Source organism: Rhodopirellula baltica SH 1, from assembly GCF_000196115.1.
GTDB classification, from domain to species: domain Bacteria; phylum Planctomycetota; class Planctomycetia; order Pirellulales; family Pirellulaceae; genus Rhodopirellula; species Rhodopirellula baltica.
Genome location: NC_005027.1, coordinates 4874125 through 4890052, shown reverse-complemented (window position 1 = coordinate 4890052; position 15928 = coordinate 4874125). Strand labels below are relative to the sequence as shown.

The following is a 15928-nucleotide window of genomic DNA, read 5'->3' as shown; positions in this document are numbered from 1 at the left end:
CAAGCTCAATCTTGGATCTTGAGCAGGGCGTATTTGCGTTTGCCGCGGCGAAGAACCAAGACGGATCGACCGTCCAAGTCATCGACGGTCAAGCGTTTTTGAACGTCTTCCACGCGAGTGTTGTTGACGTACACGCCGCCTTCGGACAAAGCCCGTCGAGCGTCGCCGCCACTGTTGCACAGTTTCGCGGTTTGCAATGCCTCGACGATCCACAGACCTTCGCCTTCAAGAGCCGATTTTGGAACGTCGCAGGAGGGAACGTCGGCAAAGATTTCACGCAGTTGTGAATCCGTGGTGTCGCCGAGTTCACCACCGAACAGAATCTGTGTGGCTCGTTGAGCCGATTGGACTCCGGCTTCGCCGTGTACTAATTCGGTCAGCCATTGGGCCAGTCGTTTCTGTGCGGTGCGTTGACCGGGATCGTTCTTGGTTTTGTCTTCGAGTTCGTCGTATTCGGCTCGCTCGATTTCGGTCAGGTACGCCAAGCATCGCATCACGTCTTCATCGGCGACGTTGATCCAGTACTGGTAGAACGCGTAGGGGCTGGTTCGCTCGGGATCCAACCACACGGCGCCGGATTCGGTCTTGCCCATTTTGCGACCATCGCTGGTTGTCAGCAGCGGTGCGGTGATGCCGAACAATTGCTTGCCCAACATGCGACGGCCCAAGTCGATGCCAGCGGTGATGTTGCCCCACTGGTCACTGCCTCCGGCTTGGATGCGGCAATCATGAGTCTGGGCCAGGTTCACGAAGTCGTAGGCCTGCAACAACATGTAGCTGAATTCGGTGTAGCTCAGGCCGGCTTCGCTTTCCAATCGGCTGCGGACGGATTCTTTGCCCATCATTGCACCGACGGGAAAGTTCTTGCCGACGTCGCGAAGGAACTCGAGGTAGGAGTAATCCTTCATCCAGTCAAAGTTGTTCAGCAACTTGGCTGCGTTGTCGCCTTCGAAGTCGAGGAAGTGACGCATTTGAGCTGCGACGCCATCGACGTTCTTTTGCAGTTGATCGGCGGATAGCAGATTGCGTTCTTCGCTTTTGCCGCTGGGGTCGCCGATCATTCCAGTGGCACCGCCGACCAAGGCAATCGGATTGTGACCGGCACGCTGGAAGCGACGCAGCATCATCAACTGCATCATGCCGCCGACGTGCAGCGATGTCGCCGTGGGGTCAAACCCGATGTAGATCGTTTGCGGGCCGGAGTTGAGCAGTTCGGCGATTCCGTTTTCGTCGGTGGTTTGATTCAGCAAACCGCGCCAGCGGAGATCTTCGATCAGTGAATTGGTGGCGTTGGAGGTGGTCATACGAATTCGCTTCGGCACTCGTTCAGGATCGCCTCCGCGATGCGGAGATCTTCGGGGAAGGTAATTTTCAAGTTGTCAGCGGAACCAGTGACAAGCTGAACCGGGTGAGAGGTTCGCTCGACCAGTTGGGCGTCGTCCGTGGCCATGCGGCCTCGATCGCGAGCGTAAGCTTGACAAATGACGTCGATCGCGAACACCTGGGGAGTCAGCGCGACGTAGGTGTTGCGGCGATCGACTGTTTCCGATCCATCGCCCGTGGCTCGTTTGAGCGTTCCTGAGACGGGAGCGGCGAGGATGGCGGCGCCGGTTTCAGCCGCCTTGGCGATGACCCGGTCCAGGTCAGATTGGCGGACCAAGGGTCGTGCTGCGTCATGAATGGCGACTAGCGTCTGCGTGGATGCATTGGCCGCAGCGGATTCGGCTGCAAATCGTTTCACTTGTTCCAATGCCGCACCAACGCTTTCGCTGCGTGTTGCGCCGCCTCGAACGAGGTGGATCGGAACGGCGGAAGAGATGGCCGCGATTTGTTCACGAAACCTGGACTCGTCTTCTTCGGAGACCGCCAGGACGATTTGCCGAACGTCGCCGCGATGTTGGAAGCGATCAATGGCGTGTTGCCAAAGCGGTTTGCCGTCCAGGTGTGCGAACAGCTTGTTGGACTGGCTGCCAAAGCGTTGCCCGCTGCCAGCAGCGGGCATGATCACAGAAACGGAAGCAGCGCAGTTCATAAAGCTGGAACGCCGATCAAACGCGAGCGACAGGGTGCTTCAGTGGCAACCAAGCGGCATTGTCTTGGCTGCTGGCGACGCACTGTTGGATGAAGTACATGCCTTCGACGCCGTCATGAACGCTCGGGTAGAGCGACTTCTTGCGATCGATGGTGGCTCCTTCGGCACGTTTGGCCATGTCGTCAAACGCGGCGGCGTAAACGTTCGCGAAGGCTTCGAAGAACGCTTCGGGGTGACCCGATGGCAAACGGCACGATGCCGCAGCGGTTTCGTGCATGTAAGGCGCGTTGGGATCACGCGTGTAGATTTGGTGAGCCTTGCCGTTTTGGCGGTAGTGCAATTCGTTCGGGTTTTCTTGACGCCATTTCAGCGAACCCTTGGTGCCGTCGATCTCGATTTCAACATCGTTTTCGCGGCCGTGGCTGATTTGCGAGGCGGTGACGGTACCCAAGGCACCGTTTTCGTAACGGATCACGGCAGTGCCGTAGTCGTCCAGCTTGCGTCCTTCGACGAATGATTTCAGGCTGCAGCTGACCGTTTCAGGCAACACGCCGGTCATGAAGCGGCCCAGGTTGTAGGCGTGCGTGGCGATGTCGCCGAAAGCGCCCGCGGCACCGCTCTTGGACGGGTCGGTTCGCCAGGAGGCTTGCTTTTGGTCGTCGTCTTCCAGTTTGTCGCGAAGCCAGCCTTGGATGTACTGCGAACGGATCGCGTTGATTTCGCCCAGTTCGCCGCCCAGGATCATTTCGCGAGCCTGGCGAACGAGGGGATAGCCGGTGTAGTTGTGAGTCAGGGCAAAGATGACGTCGGAGTTTTCGACCGTCTTCAGCAATTGTTCGGCTTGATCCAAATCGAACGTCATCGGTTTGTCACAGACGACGTTGAAGCCCGCTTCGACAGCGGCTTTGGCGATTTCGAAGTGCGTGTGGTTGGGCGTGGTGACGCTGACGAAGTCGATTCGTTGGTCTTCTGGCAGCCGTGATTCGGCGTCCAGCATGGCTTCGTAGCTGCCGTAGGCTCGCGATTCATCGACGCCATATCCGGGGGCGGAGTTGCGGCTGCGTTCTGGGTTGCTGGAGAAGGCTCCGGCGACCAATTCGCTGCGATTGTCCAATCCGGCGGCAACGGTGTGGACGCGACCGATGAACGATCCCAGACCACCGCCAACGATTCCCATGCGGAGTTTTCGGTTCAGGGGAGCATTGAGCGACATGATGATTTTCGCGAGAAACGTGGAAAGAGGCGGTCCAGGACACGAGATTCCAATCGTAAAGTTCTCAGCCGATGCGTACAATCACAGGCTGAATCAACTCCATTGTTCCCTTCCTCCGCCGCTAGCTGAGAAACGATTCATGAAAGATTTTGCTGATCCCGCTCAATTGCCAGTCGTTCCAACCGAATCAACGCGATGCTGTGGGAATCGCGGATGGATGGTTGGTCTGGTCGGTGTGACTGTGGCAGCCGTTGGGGTGGCCATCTACTTCGCAGGTGTCGCCTCCGAGGCCCGTCGTTCTGCAGAAACCGCTGCTGTGGATGCGAACCCATCCGCGATGGCCAATTGGCAGAACCTGCCGATCGCCAACGCGACCGCCGCGGTAAGCAGCGAAACGTTTTCGCTCGCGACGGGTGCCGTCAGTGATCAAGCGGACGGATTGTTCGTCCTGGACCACAATTCGGGTTTGCTGCAGTGTTCCGTGATGTATCCACGAGTCAATCGTTTTGCGGCCACGTTCACCGTCAACATCTCCGATGCATTGGGGACCGATGGCAAAGGTGGGACTTACATCATGGCAACCGGGCAAGCCGATTTTCCTCGCAGTAGCAGCAACCCGGTTGGACGCTCGGTCATTTATGTCTTGGACACGGCAACGGGCAACTACGCGTGTTATGGCGTGCCCTTCAATGCTCAAGCGATGAATGCCAACCGTCCACAACAAGGGTTGTTGGTGTTGATCGGACAAGGAACCGCGAACCCGGTGATCGATCGCGATAACTTGCGTTGATCCCGAAACGGTTCCGTTGAACGCGAGCTCATCCGAAACGCTGGAAGTTGTCGACGATCGATTCCAAAAGGATCGATCGTGGACGGTCGCATGGATCGCGGGTTTGATCGTCGTCGGCATGGTGTTGGTGTTGGCGGGAATGGGCCGCCGGTTCTGGTGCGAGTGCGGTTCGTGGGTGCCATGGTCTTGGGACATTTGGACCGCCCATAATTCTCAACACCTGATCGATCCCTATTTCTTTTCGCACGTTTTGCACGGCGTGCTGTTTTATTGGGCGCTCCGATGGGTGCCTCGTTTGAATCGCACGCAATGCCTCTTGATTGCGTTGGGGCTCGAGGCAAGCTGGGAGATCTTGGAGAACTCACCGCTGATCATCGAGCGTTACCGCGAAGCGACGATGGCGGTGGGTTACACCGGTGATTCGATCGCGAATTCGGTCACGGATGTGGCGGCGTGCATGTTGGGATATTGGTTCTCATCCAGATTTCCATGGCGTTGGTCGGTCGCATTGTTCGTGGTGAGCGAGATCCTGATGCTGATCATGATTCGCGATAATTTGCTGCTCAACGTGTTGATGCTGGTCAGCCCGATTCCTGCGATTCAAGAGTGGCAGAGCGGCTGATTCGATCTTGCGAGCACCCTCCGCCGGATGGTATTGCGGAGCGTGAATGTTTGAAAATCGGCGTGTTGGACGCCCTTTTCATTGAAAATGACTGACTCCACGCCATGGAAGGCTGAATCAGGATGTCTGCTGGACGATTCCATTTGATCGCGTTGACGCTTGTCGTCGGTGCTTTGTGTTTAGGTTGGGACACTCGAACCTTCGCGGCGGAAGCGGAGTGGATTTGGGCGTCAGGAACAACCGCTGAGCAAGCGATCCCGCACGGTGAAACGTGCTGGTTCCGCAAATCATTGAATTTGCGTCACCGTGGCGAAGCGATCATCGAAGTCGCCGCCGACGATGCCTATGAAGTGCACGTCAATGGACGCAAAGTCGGTGAGGGCGAGTCCTACCGGCAGATGCAAGAGTTCGATATTAGCGACTACATCGAACCGGGACGCAATGTCGTCGCGGTCGAAGTTCAGAACACTCGTGGTAATACCGCTGCTCTGGTCGCCCGCGTTTCGATTCGCCCTGAAACTGGTGAGAAGTGGTTCACCTTCAGTTCCGATCGAACATGGAAAACCAATCTGCAAGAAGTTCCGTTGTGGAACACCGCCGCATACAACGATGGAGCTTGGCTGCCAGCATCGACCTTTGGTCCGCTTGGCGAAACCGCTCCTTGGGATCGCGAACCCAGCGTCGAAGTGGAAGTCGCCAAGGAGAATTCCGAACGCTTTCAAATCCAACGCGGCTTCGGTGTTCAGCGTCTGATTAACGACGAACAAGTCGGATCGGTCATCGCGATGGCGTTTGACGAGTTTGGCCATGTGTTGCTTTCGCAAGAAGGCGGGCCACTGTTGATCGTCACCGACCGTGATGACGACGGTGTCCCCGAAGACGTTCAAACTTATTGCGACAAAGTCGAATCCATCCAAGGCATTTTGCCGCTCAATGGTGAAGTGTTCGTGACCGCGGATGGACCAGACGGATCGGCTCTTTATCGCCTGATCGACAAGGATCGAAACGGCGAACTTGAAACGGTCAAGACAATCGTCAAGTTCAGCGGCAACGGTGGTGAGCACGGGCCTCACGGTTTGCGTTTGGGCCCGGACGGAATGATCTATGTCTCGGTTGGAAGTTACGTCAAGTCGATCGGTAAGACCGGTAGCGGTGAGACACTGAAAGACATTTACGAAGGTGACTTGTTGCCACGCTACGAAGATCCGGGCGGGCACGGTCGAGGCGTGAAGGCCCCCGGTGGAACGATCATCCGGACTGACATCGAAGGCAAGGTCATCGAGCGAATCGCGGGTGGATTGCGAAACGCATACGATTTGGCATTTCACCCCGAAGGCAACTTGTTCGTGCATGACGCGGACATGGAAGCCGACGTCGAAACACCTTGGTATCGACCCACCGCGTTGGTGGATGTCACCGAAGCGGCTGAGTTTGGATGGCGAACCGGTTGGGCAAAATGGCCTGAGTATTACATCGATCGATTGCCAAACGTCCTGGATACAGGCCGCGGTAGCCCCACTGGAATCGAGTGCTATGAGCACCACATGTTCCCGGTTCGATATCACAACAGTTTGTTCATGGCGGATTGGTCAGAAGGTCGGATCTTGAATGTCCGTCTGAAACCCAACGGCAGCGGATTCCAAGCCGACAGCGAGGTGTTCTTGAAAGGTCAGCCGCTCAACGTCACTGACTTGGCCGTCGGTCCCGATGGAGCTTTGTATTTTTGCACAGGTGGTCGAGGGACCGCCGGTGGCGTTTACCGAGTCGTCTATCAAGGCAAAATTCCAGAAGCGATGAAGCAACTCGGCAGCGGGATCGCCGCTGCGGTTCGCCAGCCTCAGTTGGATGCCGCTTGGTCCCGTCAACGCATCGCCGCGATTCGTCGCGAGTTGGGTAGTGATTGGGATCAGCAGTTGGCTGGAGTCGCGTACAGCGATGAGAATCCGCCGTCCTATCGCATTCGCGCCATGAATTTGATGCAAATGTACGGGCCCGTTCCCAGTGATGACTTGCTGATCGAATTGTCCAAGGCCGAAAGCGAATTGGTTCGCCGCCGGGCCGCGATTCAGTTGGGGCTGAATCCGTCCGAACGTGCGAAAGCTCGTTTGAATGACATGCTGAGCGACAGCGACTTGCGAGTCCGTCGTGCGGTTTGCGAAGCCATGCTTCGTAGCAATCAGATTCCGAGTGACCCACAGCCATTGATTGATTTGCTGGCTCACGAAGATCGAGTCCTTTCTTACGTGGCTCGCCAAGTTTTGCAGCGAATCCCAGCGGCGAAGTGGAAAGAGACTGTCATCCTGCACGAGGACACACGGACCGCTTTGGTTGGCATGTTGGCTTTGGTTGCCGCTGATACCAACAAGGCGACTGGATTGTTGGTTTTGAAGAGAACCAGCAACATGATGAAAGAATTCTTGAGCGACAAAGACTTTGTCGACACGCTTCGCCTCTGCCAGGTCACGTTACATCGTTGCAACATCAAGGCCGGCGAAGTTCAGTGGTTGTCCAAACAGATCGCGGATGAGTTCCCCGCGGGTGATTCTCGAATGAACCATGAGTTGATTCGCTTGGCAAGCTATCTGCAAGCTGAATCCTTGGTTCCTCGAGCGATGGAGTATTTGGAATCCGATGCGCCGGAGTTGGACCGCGTTTTGACTGCGATGTGTTTGCAACGAATCGATCGTCAGTGGTCGGCTCGCGAGCGATTCGCGTTGCTGAAGTTCTACGAAGGCATCGCCGGACGCGACAGCGAGGGGTCGTTGCCAATGTACATGGTAGGTGTGACACGAGATTTCGCTCGCCATCTTTCGGAAGACGACATCCAAGCGATCTTGGACGAAGGCAGTCGTTGGCGTAATTCCGCCCTCGGTGCTTTGTTCCAACTGAAACGTCCGATCGACGAAGCGACCGCCGAAAAGCTTCGAACGCTGGATGATGAACTCACAAAGGAAGCCAAGCTGGATGATGTTCACCGGCGTTTGCGTACCGGCATCATTGCCATGTTGGCTTCGGCTCCTGACGACGCGTCGGCCGCACACCTAAGAAAAATCTGGCGCACCGAACCTCAGCGTCGGGCGGTTGTGGCAATGGCATTGGCACAAAACCCCGACGGAGAAAACTGGGATTACTTGGTTCGTAGCTTGAACGTCTTGGATGGACCGGCCGCGAATGAAGTCGTCACTCGACTTCGCTCTGTGCCAATCGCCACCGATGATCCGATGGCTCTTCGGTCGTTGGTCCTGATGGGATTGCGAGCGGAGAAAGAAGGCACAACCTTTGAAAGTGTGGAGCAATTGCTCGAACACTGGACCGGCATGCAGCGTCCCGAGGGCGTGAAGCAGTCGATGGCCCCATGGCAGCGCTGGTACGCGAAGACATTCCCGGATCGTCCAGCGGCGGAATTGCCGCGAGAAGATGAATCGAAATGGGATTTCGAACAGTTGATTTCTCACCTGGAAAGTGACGAAGGGCAGGGCGGTGACGCCTTGGCCGGCGCAGAGGTTTATGCCCGAGCCCAATGTGCGAATTGTCACCGTGCTGGAAACCAAGGAACCGTCATCGGTCCTGATCTGACTAGCGTGGCTCGTCGATTCACACGTCGAGAGATCTTGGAGTCCGTATTGTATCCATCACATGTTGTGAGCGATCAATACGCCAGCAAGAAAGTGCTGACGTTGGACGGTGAGGTTTACGTCGGAATGGTGAGCAAAGCTGGTGGCGATCTACAAATTCGCGATTCGAACAATAACGTGACCACGTTGGCGGAATCGGAAGTGGATCTGATCCAACCCAGTCGATCGAGCATCATGCCGAGTGGCCTGCTGGATGATTTGTCGCTGCAGGATATCACCGACTTGATGGCCTACCTCAACGACGCTCGTCGAGTTGAAATCGCGACCCGACCGAAGTGATTCGGGTTGTGAAGCTTTGCCCGATAAGGGGATGACCTCTTAGAGGGCAAGGGCTAGATCAAGCGTTCGAGCATTGCGGTGGCCAGTCCAAGGACGAGGAAGAAACCGCACATGTCGGTCACGGTTGTTAGCAACGGGCCGCTGGCGACGGCGGGGTCAAAGCCGAGTCGTTTCAGCAGCAATGGCACGGTGCCTCCGATGGAGACGGCGATCAACGTGTTGGCACACAACGCCACACCCACCACGAGTCCTAAGTAAGGATTGCCGTCCCAGACGACGGCGACGATTGCGACCAGCAGTCCCAGCACCGATCCATTGATCAGTCCGACGCTGATTTCTTTCAGCCACACGCGAACCATTTCGGTGGGGCGAACCAAGCCGAGTGAAAGTTCTCGCATGCTGACCGCGACGGCTTGATTGCCGCTGCACCCGCTCATGTCGCTGATGATTGGCAAGAAGACGGCCAGAGCGATCACTTTGGACAATGTGTCTTGATAAACGGCGATCACGCCGGCCGCACCGATGTTCAGCAAAATGTTGATGCTGAGCCAGCTGAGCCGTCGTTTGGCACGTTGCCACAGCGGCATCGTTCGCAGTTCCTCGCCGCCGATGATCCCTTGGCTTTTTAGGAAATCGTTTTCAGCTGCGCGAGTTGATTCGTAGTCCACTGCATTCCGGTGGACGACCCCGAGAAGTTTGTGGTTGTCGTCGACGACGGGCACGCCGAGGAAATGGTGTGCGTCGAAGATGTCACGCAGTTCTTCCAGCGGCATGCTGGCGGTGATCGACAGCGGGTCCAGGATCATGATGTCCGCGACCGGGTCGGTTCGTTTGGCGAACAACAGGTTTCGCATGGGCAACACACCGACCAGTTTTTCATCGTCGTCGGTCAGGTAGGCATACTGAACGTCATAATCGCGGAACTCTTCTGCGTTTTCCGAGAGTGTCGTGATGACTTCGTGAACCAAGCTTTTCTGATTGAAACGCAGGATCTCACGAACCAGCAAACCACCGGCCTGGTCATCGCTGTAAGCGGCCAATTCCCGAACCGAGGCGGCGTCTTCGGGCGGCAATGCTTGCAGAATGGATTCGGCTTGATCGTCGTCCAAGTCACCTAGCAAGTCAGCTTGTTCGTCGCTGGTCATCTCCTGGACGATGGCTGCGGCGTCCGACGCGTCGAGCGAGTCGACCAACTCAGCCGCCTGCGTTTCGCTGAGGTGACGCAGGATTTCAGCCGCTTCCTCAGCGGGAAGCAGCGTCAAGACGGCGCAGTAATGCTCCTCATCCAAACGGTTTAGCGCCAACGCCTGATCGTTGGGGCCCAGGCGGGAGAGGAAGTTTTCGACGCCGACTGCGTCGCCTGCTTCGGCCAGTTCACCCAATCGCTCCCATGGTCGCCAATCCGATTGCTGCGCGGATTCGTCGAGGTCAGAAGTCGTGGGTTGTTCGGGGGAGGCGGGGGCATTCACTGGTGCAGGGGGCCGCTTGAAGGTGTAGATTGTCGGATTTGAGATGCCACGGCTGTTCCTACCGAGACCTCGTTTTGTCACTTGCTGTTCGACTACTGTCCGAATTGATCGCTTATCCAACGGTCAGTCATACCAGCAACGGAGCGATCACGGAGTGGGTGGCAGATCGTTTGCGAGCGCAAGGGTTCGAATGTGAGCAAACGCGGTACCTGGATGGCGAAGGTGTCCCAAAATTCAATTTGATTGCCAAGCGTTTGCCAACGGGATCCGGTTCGGAATCCGGCAATTTGTCGACACAATCCGTCGATCGGCTTGAGTTGGGTCGCCCCGAAAACGAGATTGGGTTGGCATATTTTTGCCACACCGATGTTGTCCCCGCGGATCGATGGGGTGGACCGGGCGGAAACCCGTTCGAGGCCGTGATCGAAGACAACCGTTTGTACGGTCGTGGTGCTTGTGACATGAAGGGGTCGTTGGCAGCGATGCTGGCGGCGATTGACGGTTTGGATGCCTCGAAGCAATCCGCTCCGCTATGGCTCGTTTGCACCGCCGACGAGGAAGTCGGGCTTCGTGGTGCCAAGGAATTGGCTCAAAACAGTCCGGCTTATCGCGAAATCGTTTCTTGTGATCCGGTCGCTTTGATTGGTGAGCCGACGGAACTGCGGGTTGTCCATGCTCACAAAGGCATGGGCGGTTTTCGAGTGATCTCGCATGGCAAAGCCGCCCACAGCAGCACCGACCGAGGCATCAATGCAAACGTCGCGATGATTCCTTTGTTGCAGACGATCCTGGAATTGCACGAACGAGTCCAGACGGACCCCATGTTGCGGGATGACCGATTTGATCCCCCGACGTTGACATTTAATTTTGGGATCAGCGACCACGCCGATGCCACCAACATTGTTCCTGACCGAAGTGAAGTATGGGCCAATTGGCGAACCATGCCCAATGTCGACGGCGAGTGTTTGATGGAGGACGCAAAGGTTGCTGCCGAACAACTTGGATTGCAATTTCGCGGTTACAAATCGGTCGCTCCGCTGGAAACATCAATCGACGATCCCACGCTGATGCGGATGTGCGAGTTGGCCAGTTCTTACTGCGGCCGTGAAAAACCGGAGACGGTTTGTTATGCAACCGACGGCGCGGTGTTGGGAGAACTTCAGCATCGAATCGTTTGCGGGCCGGGCAGCATCGAACAGGCGCATACCGTTGATGAGTTCATCGAGCTGGATTCGCTCGAGAATGGAGTCTCGCTTTTTCGAGATGCTATTCAGACCTTCGCCATGCGGTCTTGATTGATCGGCGTCGCTGATTGACGAGCGACAATTCAGCCGTAGAAGGAATCGACCCCGACGGCGTTGAATGCCGATTCGTAGTGTTCGACACGGGTTGGACGCGGTTCATCTCGCGGCCACCAAACCGCGACGACGTCAAAGCGACATGTGATGCCCAGAAGCTTCTTGCGTTTCAAATAACGAAGGGCGGCTCTCGTGATGCGGGCCTGTTTGTTTTCATCGACGCGGTCTGCCGGGTGTCCCGGTCGCGTGGTCGATAGCGTTTTGACTTCGACAAAGACAATCAGGCGTGGCCGTTTGCGAAGAGCGATCAAGTCGATTTCACCGGCGCGATCGGATTCACTTTCGGCGATAACGTTCAGGCCTTTGCGACGCAGTAATTGAGCTGCTGCTTGCTCACCACGACGGCCGAGTTGGGCGTTCTCATCGATTGAACCAAATCGATAGTCTTCGTACCAGCTTCTGACTCGCTCGCCGCACGTGGTGATCCAGGCAAGCGTCTGGCGAGTGCGATTGGCAAATTGGTTGGTTGCCAAACGTCGGCCTCAGGGTTTGGGGACGTGACGGTATTGACCGAAGTTCTTTTCCGCGATCCGACGCATCCGGCTTTCGCCTTCACGACTGTGATAGCTGATCGTGTGAACGATGCTGATTGGATCCGAGTCGCCGAACAGATTGGTCGACCGGTTTTCTTCGGAGAGCAAATCCTCGATGCCTTGGGGGAACTCGCCATCACTGAGCAAGAAGATCACATCGGGTTTGAGTCCCAAGGCGAAACGCAGCGGCTCGTAGGGGGCTTTGCCGCGATCCATGGAAACTCGCATGGCCCAATTGCGAAGTTGTTGTTTGTTGTTCGCGGTGGCATAGGCACTGCGTGATTCAGGTTCGGAGGATCCCGACAATTGCATGTAGTCGCATTCGGCATCAAAGAAAACGACGTAAAACCGCTGCTTCTCCGTCAACATGTCAATTGATTGCAACAGGGCCGATCGAGCGGATGTGAAGGCATCGCCCATGCTGCCGGAGCTATCGACGAGATAGACAAAGTGGTTGCCACCGCCTTCTACGCCGCAGAACTCCATTTGTGATTTGGAGCCGGACTTCAGCTTTTGCATCGCCTGTGATGCGGCAGACGAAGAGCTGGAAAGTGACGACAGGTTCGAAGCCGCCGCGGCAACGGAATCCATGGCCGTCGAGGTGATGTCCACCATTGGCATCTCACCAATCTCACTGACATCGTATTGGGTTTCGTTTGTTTGCGATTGAGTTGGTTCGGTGATGGGTTCGCTGCTTTCGATGGCAAACGTTTCCATCGCAGTCTCTTCGCTTTCGCTGCTTGCGGAAGCGGAGAATGCCATTTGATCTTTTGGGCGAGCGTTGCTGAGCGTGAAAGCGGCGAGGATAAAAAGCAGAGCCACATGCACGACCGTGCTGACGATCAACGCGGCAGGTTTGGCACGTCGTCCATTGGTGTTAGTTTCTTCGTCATCTTCCACAACGCTGGGAAGCGGTTCGCTGGCAAAGGACGGTTCGTCTTCGGTTGGAAATGGCGAATCGTCTTTTGATTCGAGATCAGATATCGGGGTATCCGAAGTCGTGGTTTCGTCGACCTCGTCCGGGGCGGCTGTGATCTCCGGGGCGGTAGTGACCTCGGGTTCAACTGGTTCCGTCGGCGAGGTCGGAGTGAGGTCCGGCAACGCAGTTTCACTGAGGCGTCTCATCTTCGGTGCTCGCACCGATACGCCGTGACCGGAATCGTGCCGGGTGGTGACCTTTGTGAACGAGTCAAATGCTTCGCGAACTTCGTTCCATGACGCGAAGCGACCGGAGCGTTGGAAGTTCGACGGGTTCAGGTGCTGTTGCGATGCACTCGGGGCAGGATCGGCTACGCGCGGCAGATCAATGGGCTGCCCCAGTTCGATTGATTCCAACTCTGCTTCGATTTGCGATGCGGTTGCTTCCAGTCGGGCCGCGTTGGCCTCGAGTCTTGCCGCATGGGCTTCGCGACGGACGCGAAGCAATTCGGAATGCAGCTTCGCTTTCCGAGCACGCAACGCGTCGGCATGATTCGGTGAAAGACCGGAGGCGGGGTCGACGCGATTGGAGTCGGGAGCGTTCATTAATCCGTTGGAAGCAGTCGGCAGAATTCACGCATCCAAGCGGGGTGAGCGGGCCAGGCTGGTGCCGTGACCAGGTTGCCATCGACGTGGGCGGTGTCCATGCCTTCGCCGGGTGTCATGTAGGTTCCGCCGCCGATCTGAACTTCGGGGGCGACGGCTGGATAGCAGCTGCACTCACGGTTCTTGAGCACACCTGCGGCGGCCAATACTTGTGGTCCGTGACAAACCGCAGCGATCGGTTTGTTCTGATCCGCGAAATGGCGAACGATGTCGAGGACCTTTTCGTTGAGCCGTAGGTACTCGGGAGCTCGGCCGCCCGGGATGACCAAGGCGTCGAAGGTTTCAGGTTGCAATCCATCGAAGTCCGCCGTGATAGCGAATCGGTGCCCCGGTTTTTCGCTGTAGGTTTGGTGACCTTCGAAGTCATGGATCGCGGTGGCCACGGAGTCTCCGGCGGATTTGCCGGGGCAGACAGTGGCCACGTCGTGTTCCAGCATCAGCAACATCTGATAGGGAACCATGGCTTCGTAATCTTCGACGAAGTCGCCGACGAGCATCAAAATTTTGGCCATTCTGCCTGGGAGCGGATACGAGGGAATGGAAAAGCGGCGTTCAGCAACTGCCCGCGAGAGGGGCAGATACTGGCGGCCTGAAAGAAGAACGCGAAAAACGGGTGCCGATCACGACGATTGAATCGATCTTTCGGGCTTTTTTTTGCGAGGCGAGTGTACCCAATTTCGTTCAGATTGGGAAATTCGCCGCCGCGGCTGTCGTGGATTATGCTGAACGGTCTTCCGGATGGCTCCCGTTCTTTTCTGGTATCGCTGCAATGCACCGCTCTTTTCATTCCCGTCTCATCCTTTCACTGACGCTGGTCGCCGCCCACGCGATTGGTTTGTCCGCGTCCGCACTCGCAGATAACGAGTTGCTGGGCCCCAACGAGACTCGCCAGCTTGGATTGGAAGAAGTTTGGCGACGCAATTTGAGCGTTCCTGCGGGGCGTCAATCGATCGTTGAACAAAAGATGGTCGTCCACCAAACGCAAAGCCATGTGTTTGTGGAAATCGTGGAAAAGTCGGGTGAGCCAAAACCTGCGGAATCCAAACCCGTTGCTGAGGGAGAAGACCCGGCTCCGGTGATCGACGAGAAGGCCGTTGTCTACGCGCGTTTTCAAGTCGACAGTGATTTGTCCGGGCGAGGTGCGATTGATCAGAAGGAAGCGGAGCGATTGGCGAAAAACGAAATCCGCCGCATGAAACGTCGAGGCATCGACGCTGAGTTGAGGAATCGGACGATTCCAACGATTCGGTTTTACACGCTTTCGGACGATGGGACCGTCGAGTGCCGTGACGCCGAGTCAGGTGATTTGATTTGGTTGCAGCGTGTTGGGTCCAATATGCGTGGCTACGGCGGTTTGGGAGTGGACGAGGAGTTCGTTTCTGTTGTCAACGGTGGTGAACTGATCAAGTTGGACGTCAAAAACGGACAGGTGTTTGGCGTGACCTCGTTGGAGTACGTGCCACTGCGAGGCGTCGTGCATTGCAACGGGTTCGCACTGGTGCCATCGATTGGCGATCGAATCGCGGGTTATGGATTGGTGGACCCAACGATCGATCCTTTCGCGGAAATTGTTGCTGGATCGTCATTGGCGATGCCCACGCACGCTGCGGACTCCAACAAAGTGGCTTGGGGAACCAGCAAAGGGTTTGTGTATGTGATGGAAATGGAGGGCGAACCCAACGTTCAGTTTCGTTTGAACACAGACGGGATCGTCAGCGGTGCTCTCGCCGCGGCACCCGGAGAACGATTCTTCTTCGGTTCGGAGTCCGGTCAAATCTACGGAATCAAAGCCACCCGAGAAGGTGAGGTGTTGTGGAGTCGACCGACCGGCGAGCCGATCTACAAAAGCCCGATCTTCTTCGATGAAAAGGTTTTCTATCCAACGACCTACGGCAATTTGATGTGCGTGTCCGCCAGCGATGGTTATTCGGTATGGCCACAAACGGTGCCCGGCGTCCAGGAATTACTCGGTGCGATCGATGGCAAAATCTACGCACGTAGTATGTCGGGATCGCTGTTGGTGATGTCCATGGAAGATGGCTCGTTGCTTGGCCGTTTCCCTCGCATTAAACCAGAGACGTTGGTCGTCAATCGTTACACCGACCGTCTGTACTTGGTCAACAATCGAGGCACCATGCAGTGCTTGCGTCGTCCCGGTTCAGTGATTCCGAAGGTGGTCAAATCATCGGCGCCGGTTGAAACTGAAGAGGAAGCCGATACGGAACTGGAGAAGCAAGAACCAGAATCGACGACGCCAAAGGTCGTCGACCCATTTGGTGGTGGCGGAGGAGCAGATCCGTTCGGTGACACCATGGACGATCCATTTGCTCCCGCGGGGGGGCAAGATCCGTTCGGCGACTTCTAATTCCTCCAGCAATCTGACATCTGGGCTCTCCTCGGAAGTGGAAACGAT

General features: G+C 56.4%; 12 protein-coding genes. 5 read left to right on the top strand and 7 right to left on the bottom strand.

All coding sequences use genetic code 11. The annotated features are described in order from the left end of the window. Window positions 1-5: 5 nt before the first annotated feature. From tyrS to RB_RS18685, 3 genes are read right to left on the bottom strand one after another with little or no spacing between them, the layout of a single operon-like run. Window positions 6-1304 carry a tyrosine--tRNA ligase gene (gene tyrS, locus RB_RS18695; protein ID WP_007332625.1) on the bottom strand — a complete coding sequence of 433 codons (1299 nt, stop codon included), beginning with the start codon at window positions 1302-1304 and terminating at the stop codon, window positions 6-8. Further along, the gene (gene ispD / locus RB_RS18690; RefSeq protein ID WP_011122160.1) at window positions 1301-2032 is read right to left on the bottom strand and encodes a 2-C-methyl-D-erythritol 4-phosphate cytidylyltransferase; all 732 of its coding nucleotides are present in this window, start codon (window positions 2030-2032) and stop codon (window positions 1301-1303) included. Before ispD ends, tyrS begins: the two co-directional genes overlap by 4 nt. Window positions 2033-2048: 16 nt before the next feature. Further along, window positions 2049-3326, bottom strand: coding sequence for a Gfo/Idh/MocA family protein (locus RB_RS18685; protein ID WP_011122159.1), 1278 nt, complete (start codon window positions 3324-3326; stop codon window positions 2049-2051). Window positions 3327-3384: 58 nt separating this feature from the next. On the opposite strand from RB_RS18685, the gene RB_RS18680 reads away from it, so the two are divergent. The 3 genes from RB_RS18680 (at window position 3385) to RB_RS18670 (ending at window position 8571) form a co-directional block, all read left to right on the top strand. Further along, window positions 3385-4035, top strand: coding sequence for a hypothetical protein (locus RB_RS18680; RefSeq protein ID WP_007332622.1), 651 nt, complete (start codon window positions 3385-3387; stop codon window positions 4033-4035). 16 nt (window positions 4036-4051) lie between these two features. Then, complete coding sequence (locus tag RB_RS18675; protein WP_011122157.1) at window positions 4052-4657, top strand: DUF2585 family protein; 606 nt, start codon at window positions 4052-4054, stop codon at window positions 4655-4657. 122 nt (window positions 4658-4779) lie between these two features. Then, window positions 4780-8571 (top strand): DUF7133 domain-containing protein, encoded by a 3792-nt coding sequence (locus tag RB_RS18670; RefSeq protein ID WP_011122155.1) that lies wholly within the window; start codon window positions 4780-4782, stop codon window positions 8569-8571. 53 nt (window positions 8572-8624) lie between these two features. On the opposite strand, the gene mgtE is transcribed toward RB_RS18670, so the two are convergent. Beyond that, the gene (gene mgtE / locus RB_RS18665) at window positions 8625-10040 is read right to left on the bottom strand and encodes a magnesium transporter (protein WP_164922206.1); all 1416 of its coding nucleotides are present in this window, start codon (window positions 10038-10040) and stop codon (window positions 8625-8627) included. Window positions 10041-10114: 74 nt separating this feature from the next. On the opposite strand from mgtE, the gene RB_RS18660 reads away from it, so the two are divergent. After that, window positions 10115-11335, top strand: coding sequence for a M20 family metallopeptidase (locus RB_RS18660; protein ID WP_231845778.1), 1221 nt, complete (start codon window positions 10115-10117; stop codon window positions 11333-11335). A 32-nt stretch (window positions 11336-11367) separates the two neighbouring features. On the opposite strand, the gene RB_RS18655 is transcribed toward RB_RS18660, so the two are convergent. From RB_RS18655 to RB_RS18645, 3 genes are read right to left on the bottom strand one after another with little or no spacing between them, the layout of a single operon-like run. After that, window positions 11368-11871 carry a YraN family protein gene (locus RB_RS18655; RefSeq protein ID WP_007328162.1) on the bottom strand — a complete coding sequence of 168 codons (504 nt, stop codon included), beginning with the start codon at window positions 11869-11871 and terminating at the stop codon, window positions 11368-11370. A gap of 9 nt (window positions 11872-11880) precedes the next feature. Then, window positions 11881-13455 carry a hypothetical protein gene (locus tag RB_RS18650; protein WP_011122152.1) on the bottom strand — a complete coding sequence of 525 codons (1575 nt, stop codon included), beginning with the start codon at window positions 13453-13455 and terminating at the stop codon, window positions 11881-11883. Then, on the bottom strand, window positions 13455-14027 hold the full coding sequence (locus RB_RS18645; protein WP_007328160.1) for a DJ-1/PfpI family protein: 573 nt from the start codon (window positions 14025-14027) through the stop codon (window positions 13455-13457). The genes RB_RS18650 and RB_RS18645 overlap by 1 nt, the downstream gene beginning before the upstream one ends. A gap of 257 nt (window positions 14028-14284) precedes the next feature. Here RB_RS18645 and RB_RS18640 point away from each other — a divergent pair, with 257 nt between their 5' ends. Beyond that, complete coding sequence (locus RB_RS18640) at window positions 14285-15880, top strand: outer membrane protein assembly factor BamB family protein (RefSeq protein ID WP_231845777.1); 1596 nt, start codon at window positions 14285-14287, stop codon at window positions 15878-15880. The last annotated feature ends 48 nt before the right edge of the window (window positions 15881-15928 follow it).

Coding starts and splice junctions, on each gene's coding strand:
- tyrS (WP_007332625.1), bottom strand. CDS start 1,304: ATGACCACCTCCAACGCCACCAATTCACTGATCGAAGATCTCCGCTGG.
- ispD (WP_011122160.1), bottom strand. CDS start 2,032: ATGAACTGCGCTGCTTCCGTTTCTGTGATCATGCCCGCTGCTGGCAGC.
- RB_RS18680 (WP_007332622.1), top strand. CDS start 3,385: ATGAAAGATTTTGCTGATCCCGCTCAATTGCCAGTCGTTCCAACCGAA.
- RB_RS18670 (WP_011122155.1), top strand. CDS start 4,780: ATGTCTGCTGGACGATTCCATTTGATCGCGTTGACGCTTGTCGTCGGT.
- RB_RS18650 (WP_011122152.1), bottom strand. CDS start 13,455: ATGAACGCTCCCGACTCCAATCGCGTCGACCCCGCCTCCGGTCTTTCA.
- RB_RS18645 (WP_007328160.1), bottom strand. CDS start 14,027: ATGGCCAAAATTTTGATGCTCGTCGGCGACTTCGTCGAAGATTACGAA.
- RB_RS18640 (WP_231845777.1), top strand. CDS start 14,285: ATGCACCGCTCTTTTCATTCCCGTCTCATCCTTTCACTGACGCTGGTC.